The 7,454-nt window shown below is 70.2% G+C and carries 6 protein-coding genes; 2 read left to right on the forward strand and 4 right to left on the reverse strand.

All coding sequences use genetic code 11. The features are described 5' to 3' along the window. Positions 1-4 precede the first annotated feature (4 nt). Positions 5-1,057: an iron-containing alcohol dehydrogenase gene (locus tag F9K34_RS15510; RefSeq protein ID WP_436405754.1), complete on the forward strand. Its 1,053-nt coding sequence runs from the start codon at positions 5-7 to the stop codon at positions 1,055-1,057. Between the two features lie 3 nt (positions 1,058-1,060). Here the strand turns inward: F9K34_RS15510 and F9K34_RS15515 are convergent, their stop codons facing one another. From F9K34_RS15515 to F9K34_RS15530, 4 genes are all read right to left on the reverse strand, one after another. Next, entirely contained in the window at positions 1,061-2,083 is a 1,023-nt protein-coding gene (locus F9K34_RS15515; protein ID WP_291338029.1) for an LLM class flavin-dependent oxidoreductase, read from the reverse strand. 124 nt (positions 2,084-2,207) lie between these two features. Next, positions 2,208-3,479: a bifunctional folylpolyglutamate synthase/dihydrofolate synthase gene (locus F9K34_RS15520; RefSeq protein WP_291338030.1), complete on the reverse strand. Its 1,272-nt coding sequence runs from the start codon at positions 3,477-3,479 to the stop codon at positions 2,208-2,210. A 29-nt stretch (positions 3,480-3,508) separates the two neighbouring features. Then, the gene (accD, locus tag F9K34_RS15525; protein ID WP_291338031.1) at positions 3,509-4,414 is read right to left on the reverse strand and encodes an acetyl-CoA carboxylase, carboxyltransferase subunit beta; all 906 of its coding nucleotides are present in this window, start codon (positions 4,412-4,414) and stop codon (positions 3,509-3,511) included. A gap of 90 nt (positions 4,415-4,504) precedes the next feature. Next, positions 4,505-5,410: a CPBP family intramembrane glutamic endopeptidase gene (locus F9K34_RS15530; RefSeq protein ID WP_291338032.1), complete on the reverse strand. Its 906-nt coding sequence runs from the start codon at positions 5,408-5,410 to the stop codon at positions 4,505-4,507. A gap of 134 nt (positions 5,411-5,544) precedes the next feature. Between F9K34_RS15530 and ilvD the strand changes: the two genes are divergently transcribed. Continuing rightward, entirely contained in the window at positions 5,545-7,278 is a 1,734-nt protein-coding gene (ilvD, locus tag F9K34_RS15535; RefSeq protein WP_291338033.1) for a dihydroxy-acid dehydratase, read from the forward strand. Positions 7,279-7,454: the final 176 nt, after the last annotated feature.

The raw sequence follows: 7,454 nt of genomic DNA on the forward strand, positions 1-7,454 counted from the left end.
GGCGCTGCCCGAGATCGCCGCGCTGGGCCGAACCGCCCTTGTCGTGCACGGCCGCGACGCGGCGCGGGCGGATTGGCTGGTGGCGGGGTTGCGCGCAGAGGGCCTTTCGGTCACGGCGCATGCCAGCCCGCGGGAGCCGACGCTCGCCATGCTGGAGGCAGCCGTGACGCTCGCCCGGCAGGCCGAGGTGGTGATTGCCCTCGGCGGGGGCGCGGCGATCGACCTCGGCAAGGCGGTGGCGGCGCTGGCGCCCGCACCGGGAGGCGCGCTGGATCACCTTGAGGTCGTCGGCCACGGCCTGCCGCTTCAACGCGCGCCCGTGCCCTTCGTCGCGATCCCGACGACCGCGGGAACCGGCGCCGAGGTCACCAAGAACGCGGTCATCGACGTGCCCGAGCACCGGCGCAAGGTCTCGCTTCGCGACGACCGGATGATCGCGAAACTTGCCGTGGTCGATCCCTCGCTCACCGACTTCTGCCCGAAGGCCGTGACGCTCGCATCGGGTCTCGATGCCGTCGTGCAGGTGATCGAGCCCTATGTCTCGACCCGAGCCAATCCCTACACCGACGCGCTCTGCCAGGCCGCGATCCCGATGGGCCTTGCGGCGCTCCGCCGGCTGATGGCGGCCGAGGACGCGGGCGCACGGGACGCGATGGCCTGGGTCAGCCTCTCGGGCGGGCTCGCGCTCGCCAATGCCGGACTCGGCGCGGTGCACGGGCTCGCAGGCGTCATCGGCGGGACGACCGGCGCGGCGCATGGCGCGATCTGCGGCGCGCTCCTGCCGCATGTGCTGCGCGCGAACGCGGCCCGCGCACCCTCCGCCCGGATGGCCGAGGTGACGGGATGGATCGGCGCGGCCTTCGACGCCACGGACGGGTTGGGCGCGCTCGAAGAATGGATGCACGACGCGGGCCTGCCGCGGCTCGCGGCGCTCGGGCTCTCGCCCGCCGATCATGCGGCCGTGGCCGAGGCCGCGTGCGGCGCCTCCTCGATGAAGGCGAATCCGGCCGACCTGTCGGCGTCGGACCTGGTCGGCATCCTGCGGGCCGCCGGCTGAGGCTCAGGCGAGCATGTCGCGGACGAGGGGGGCGACGCGCGATCCGTAAAGCTCGATGGAGCGCATGAGCTGGTCATGCGGCATCGGGCCCGAGGCGTATTTCAGCTCGAACCGCGACAGCCCCAGCGCCTTCACCGTGGCTGCGATCTTGCGCGCCACCGTCTCGGGCGAGCCGACATAGAGCGCGCCCAGCGCCGCCTCGGCCTCGAAATGGTCGCGGCTCACAGGGGACCAGCCGCGCTCGCGCCCGATCCGGTCGAGAAGGCGCTTGTAATGCGGCCAGAGTTCCTCCTTCGCCTGCGCGTCGGTCTCGGCGACATGGCCCGGGGAATGCACGCCGATGGGCCGGTCCGCCTGACCCGCCTGGTCGGCCGCGCGGCGGTAGAGATCGGCGAAGGGGCGGAAGCGGGCCGCCGGGCCGCCGATGATCGCCAGGATCATGGGCAGGTCGTAATGGACCGCGCGCATGACCGATTCGGGAGTGCCGCCAACGCCGATCCAGGCCCGCATCGGCCGGGCGAGCGTGGGGAACACGGCTTGATTGCGGAGTGGCGGCCGCGTGGTGCCGCTCCACGACACCTTCGGACCCCGCAGGAGCCTGGTGAAGAGGTCGAGCTTTTCGTTGAAGAGCGTCTCGTAGTCCTTGAGGTCGTAGCCGAAGAGCGGAAAGCTCTCGGTGAAGGAGCCGCGGCCGAGGATCACTTCCCCCCGGCCGTCCGAGAGCGCGTGGAGCGTGGAGAAGCGCTGGAAGAGCCGGATCGGGTCGTCGGAGGAGAGCACCGTCACGGCGGTGCCCAGCCGGATGCGGGAGGTCCGCGCGGCGATGGCGCCGAGGATCACCTCGGGCGAGGAGATCGCGAAATCGTCGCGGTGGTGCTCGCCGAGGCCGATGAAATCGACCCCGACCTCATCCGCGAGCACGGCCTGATCCACGACATCGCGGATCACCGCGTCCTGCGGCTTCATCCGCCCCTCGGCGTCGAGGCTGACGTCGCCGAAGGTGTCGAGGGCGAGTTCGAGGGTCATTGCGGGGCTCCGGTGTCTTCGCGCCGCTTCTAGCCGGAAGACCCGGCATGCGAAAGCGCGCCTAACGCACAGCCGCCGTGCGGGGCGAGGGGGATGGCGGCATCAGGACGCGGTTGAAGCGAAGTCAGCCGTTCTCGCGCAGGACGCCGCCCGCGAGGTAGAGCGAGCCGCAGATGAGGATGCGCGCCCCGGGATCCTTCGCGGCAATGCGGGTCACGGCGGCGAGGACGCTTTCGGCGGTCCCGGCCTCGATCCCGGCCTTCGCGGCGGCCGCCTGCGTCTCCTCGGCCGAAAGCGTGTTGGCCTCGCCGGGGATCGAGACGGCGGTCAGTGTCCTGGCCTGCGCCGCGACGGGGCGGAGGTAGCCGGCGATGTCCTTGGTGTTGAGCATCCCCAGCACCAGATGGGTGGGCTTCGGTGCCATCCGGGCGAGTGTCGACGCCACCGCCACGCCCCCGGCCGGGTTGTGCCCGCCGTCGAGCCAGAGCTCGCAGACGCCCGCCGCCTCGACCAGCGGCCCCTGCGTCAGGCGCTGCATGCGGGCGGGCCAGTATGCCTTGGTCACCGACGCCTCGCAGGCGGCCTCGGTGGCGCCGAGGTGGCGCAGCGCGGCGAGCGCGGCGCCGGCGTTGTCGATCTGGTGCGGCCCCGGCAGGTTCGGCAAGGGCAGGTCGAGAAGGCCCGTCTCGTCCTGGAAGATCAGCCGCCCGCGTTCCTCCCAGGCGGTCCAGTGCTGGCCGTGGACGAGAAGCGGGGCGACGAGCTTCGCGGCCTTCGCCTCGATCACCTCGAGCGCGGCGTCCTCCTGCGGGCCGACGACGCAGGGCACGCCGCGCTTGAGGATGCCGGCCTTCTCGCCGGCGATTTCCGGCAGGGTCTCGCCAAGGTACTGCTGGTGGTCGATGGAGACTGGCGTAATGACTGTCAGCCGGGGCTTTTCCACGACGTTGGTGGCGTCGAGCCGCCCGCCCAGCCCGACCTCGAGAAGCGTCCAGTCGGCCGCCGTCCGCGCGAATGCGAGGAGTGCGGCACAGGTCGTGATCTCGAAATAGGTGATCGGGATGCCCGCGTTTGCTTCTTCACATTCCTCGAGAATTTCCGAAAGGTAGTCTTCCGAGATCAGGTCCCCGGCAAGCCGGATGCGTTCGTGGAACCGCGCGAGGTGTGGCGAGGTATAGGCGTGAACCTTGTCCCCCATCGCCTCCAGCCCGGCGCGGATCATCGCCTGGGTCGAGCCCTTGCCGTTGGTGCCGGCGATGTGGATCACCGGCGGCAGCGTGCGTTCGGGGTGGCCGAGCGCGGCAAGAAGCCGCCACACGCGGTCGAGCGTGAGGTCGATGATCTTCGGATGCAACGCCATCATCCGGGCGAGGATCAGATCGGAACCCTCGGACATGCGGGACCTCATCGGGATCGCGGCGGGGCCTACTTCGCCTCGGCCTTCACGGCCTCGGGCTTCGGCAGGTCGCCCTTCACTGCCGGGGATTGCCGCGTCAGCATCCTGAGGATCGCGGTCAACTCGTCCTTCAGCGCCTTGCGGTGGGTCACGCGGTCGAGCATCCCGTGGTCGAGCAGGTATTCCGACCGCTGGAACCCCTCGGGCAGCTTCTCGCGGATCGTCTGTTCGATCACGCGCGCGCCCGCGAAGCCGATGAGCGCGTTGGGCTCGGCCAGTTGCACGTCGCCCAGCATCGCGTAGGAGGCCGTCACGCCCCCCGTGGTCGGATGCGTCAGCACGACGATGTAGGGCAGTCGCGCCTCCTTCAGCATCTGCACGGCAATGGTGGTGCGCGGCATCTGCATCAGGCCGAGGATGCCTTCCTGCATCCGCGCGCCGCCGGCGGCGGAGAAGAGGACGAAGGGCCGCTTCAGCTTCACCGCCCGTTCCGCCCCGGCGATGACGGCATTGCCCACATACATCGACATCGACCCGCCCATGAAGGCGAAGTCCTGCGCGGCGGCGACGATGGAAGTGCGATTCATCTCGCCCTCGGCGACCAGCATCGCCTCCTTCTCGCCGGTGGCCTTCTGCGCGGCCTTCAGGCGGTCGGGGTATTTCTTCTGGTCGCGGAAGTGCAGGGGGTCGGCGATGGGCTCGGGCACCTTCACCTCGGCGAAAACCCCGCCATCGAAGAGGGCCGCGAAGCGCTCGCGCGGGGTGATGGCCAGGTGATGGTCGCAGTTGGTGCAGACCTGCAGGTTGTCGGCGAGTTCCCGGTGAAACAGCATCGTCCCGCACTCCGGGCACTTGGTCCAGAGATTGTCGGGCACCTCGCGGCGCGAGAAGAGCGAGTTGATCGTCGGCCGGACGTAGTTGGTGATCCAGTTCATCGGTTCCTGCCCTCTGTCGCGGCGACCCCCCGGCGGCCTCAGCCTGCGGCGGATGCGCCCTGAGATAAGCCGGGGGCGGCGGAAATGCAATCAGACGCGCAGGGCGATGCGGGCGATGAGCCAGGAGATGAGCATGACCGCGAAATCGACGGCGAGCGCCGGGCCGATCATGCCGGGGTCGGCAAGGTCGATGGTGCGGGACCAGAGCGCGAGCCCGTCCAGCTCGCCCGCGATCCCGACGAGCAGCACGGCAGAGACATTGTTGGCGAAGTGGAGCCCGAGGGCGGCGCCGAGCGAGCCCGTCCGCGCGGTGAGGTCGGCCGCAAGGAGGCCGAAGACGCCCGCCCAGAGCGCCACGGCCCAGGCGTTCGCGCCATAGTCGGCGGGCAGGTAGTGGCCAAGGGCAAAGAGCGCCGAGGGAAGGCCCATCCAGACCAAGGGGCGGGCGAAGCGGGCGGCAAGCTGCTGCTGCAGGTAGCCGCGGAACAGGATCTCCTCGGCGCCCGTCTGGATGAGAAGACCCGGGAGCGCGAACGGGAGGTAGCCTAGGAAGGCGGCAAGGCTCAGTCCGGGCCGGATATCCGCGGAACCGAGCACGAGGGGTAGGAGCAGGACGTGCATGGCGATGACCGGGAGCGCGACGGTGCGGAAGTCGGCCAGCACGCGGCGCGGCGAGGGACCGAAGAGGGTGCCCGCGGCGCGCCCGTGGATGAGCCGCACCGCGACGATCGGCCCCGCGGCCATGCCGAGGAACGTCCAGAGGAGCAGGAGCATGACGCCCGGCGAGTCGCCCAGCGCCATCCGGTGCAGGAGCGCCGCGGCGATGAGCGGTCCGTAGGTCTGCGTCAGATAGGTGCCAAGGAGGAAGAGGAGGCCGAGATAGATCGCGCCGATCAGCGCGCCGGCCGGAAAGAGCCGCCAGAGTTCGCGCCTCCGCCGGGCAGGGGCGGCAAAGGCGTCGTGGGGGGCATAGGCGGGAACGGGGCGCGGGCTCATCGTGGCGCCGACGCTAGCCGTCCCGGGCGGGCGCGGCAATCCGGCCGATGCCGCCCGGATCGAGGCTTCGCGCGCTTGTGTCCCGCGCGCCCCTCGCCTATTGCAGGGCAATCCGGTTGACGCGAGGCACGCCCATGAAGAACCGCCACTTCGACAAGTCGAAACTGCCCAGCCGCCATGTGACCGAAGGCCCGGCCCGCGCGCCGCATCGGTCCTACTTCTACGCGATGGGGATTTCCGAGGAGGAGATCCATCAGCCGTGGGTTGGCGTGGCGACCTGCTGGAACGAGGCGGCGCCGTGCAACATCGCGCTGAACCGCCAGGCGCAGGCCGTGAAGCAGGGCGTGAAGGTCGGTGGCGGCACCCCGCGCGAGTTCACGACGATCACGGTGACGGACGGCATCGCCATGGGCCACGAGGGGATGCGATCGTCGCTCGCCTCGCGCGACGCGATCGCCGACACGGTCGAGCTGACGATGCGCGGGCATTGCTATGACGCGCTCGTGGGTCTTGCCGGCTGCGACAAGTCGCTGCCCGGGATGATGATGGCGATGGTGCGGCTCAACGTGCCGTCGGTCTTCATCTACGGGGGCTCGATCCTTCCCGGCCGGCTGAACGGCCAGGACGTGACCGTGCAGGACGTGTTCGAGGCCGTCGGCAAGCACCAGGCGGGCAACTACTCCGACGCGGAGCTTGCGGTCCTGGAGCGCGTCGCCTGCCCGAGCGCGGGCGCCTGCGGCGGCCAGTTCACCGCGAACACCATGGCCTGCGTCAGCGAGGCGATCGGACTCGCGCTTCTCAACTCCTCGGGCGCGCCTGCGCCCTACGAGAGCCGCGACGAATACGGCATGGCCTCGGGCGAGGCGGTGATGACGCTGATCGAGAAGAACATCCGCGCCCGCGACGTGGTGACGCGCAAGGCGCTGGAGAATGCCGCGCGCGTGGTCGCCTGCACCGGCGGCTCGACCAACGCGGGCCTGCACCTGCCCGCCATCGCGCATGAGGCGGGGATCGACTTCGACCTCTTCGACGTGACCGACATCTTCCACGACACGCCCTATTTCGTCGACCTGAAGCCGGGTGGCAAATATGTCGCCAAGGACCTTTACGAGGCGGGTGGCGTGCCGGTGGTGATGAAGGAGCTGAGAAAGAGCGGTCTGATCCACGAGGATTGCCTGACGGCCTCGGGCCGCACCATGGGTGAGGAGCTTGACCGCATCACGCGCGAGGCCGATGGCCGCGTGATCTACCCCGCCGCGAAGCCGATCACGCCCACCGGCGGGGTCGTCGGGCTCAAGGGCAACCTCGCCCCCGACGGAGCCATCGTGAAGGTGGCAGGCATGACGCCCGAGGAACAGGCCTTCACCGGCCCCGCCCGCGTCTTCGAATGCGAGGAGGACGCCTTCGAGGCGGTCAAGGCCCGCGCCTACAAGGAAGGCGAGGTGCTCGTCATCCGCAACGAAGGTCCGGCGGGCGGGCCGGGGATGCGCGAGATGCTGGCGACCACGGCGGCGCTGTCGGGTCAAGGCATGGGCAAGAAGGTGGCGCTGATCACCGACGGTCGCTTCTCGGGCGCGACGCGCGGTTTCTGCGTGGGCCATGTCGGCCCAGAGGCCGCGCATGGCGGGCCGATCGCGCTCTTGCGGGACGGCGACATGATCACGCTCAACGCCATTACCGGCGAATTGTCGGTCGCGCTCAGCGACGAGGAACTGGCGAAACGCAAGGGCGAATGGAAGGGTCCGCGGCCGACGCAGTATGCGACGGGCGCGCTCTGGAAATACGCCCGGCTCGTCGGCGGCGCCCGCCAGGGGGCCGTGACGCATCCGGGCGCCAAGGCCGAGCTGCATGTCTACATGGACCAGTAGGGCGGCCGCACTTCTCTCCGCGCTCGCGCTTTCGGCCTGTGTCGAGGGAATGTCGCCCACGGGCTCCGCCCCACGCGCCATCGCTCTTGCCGGCGGCGCGGTGACGGCCACCGGCCCCGCGGGCTACTGCGTCGACCGGGCGGCGAGCCGGGATGGCGCGGCGGGGTCCTTCGTCC

Origin of the sequence: Albidovulum sp., from assembly GCF_008933605.1 — a bacterium.
Classification (GTDB): domain Bacteria; phylum Pseudomonadota; class Alphaproteobacteria; order Rhodobacterales; family Rhodobacteraceae; genus Albidovulum.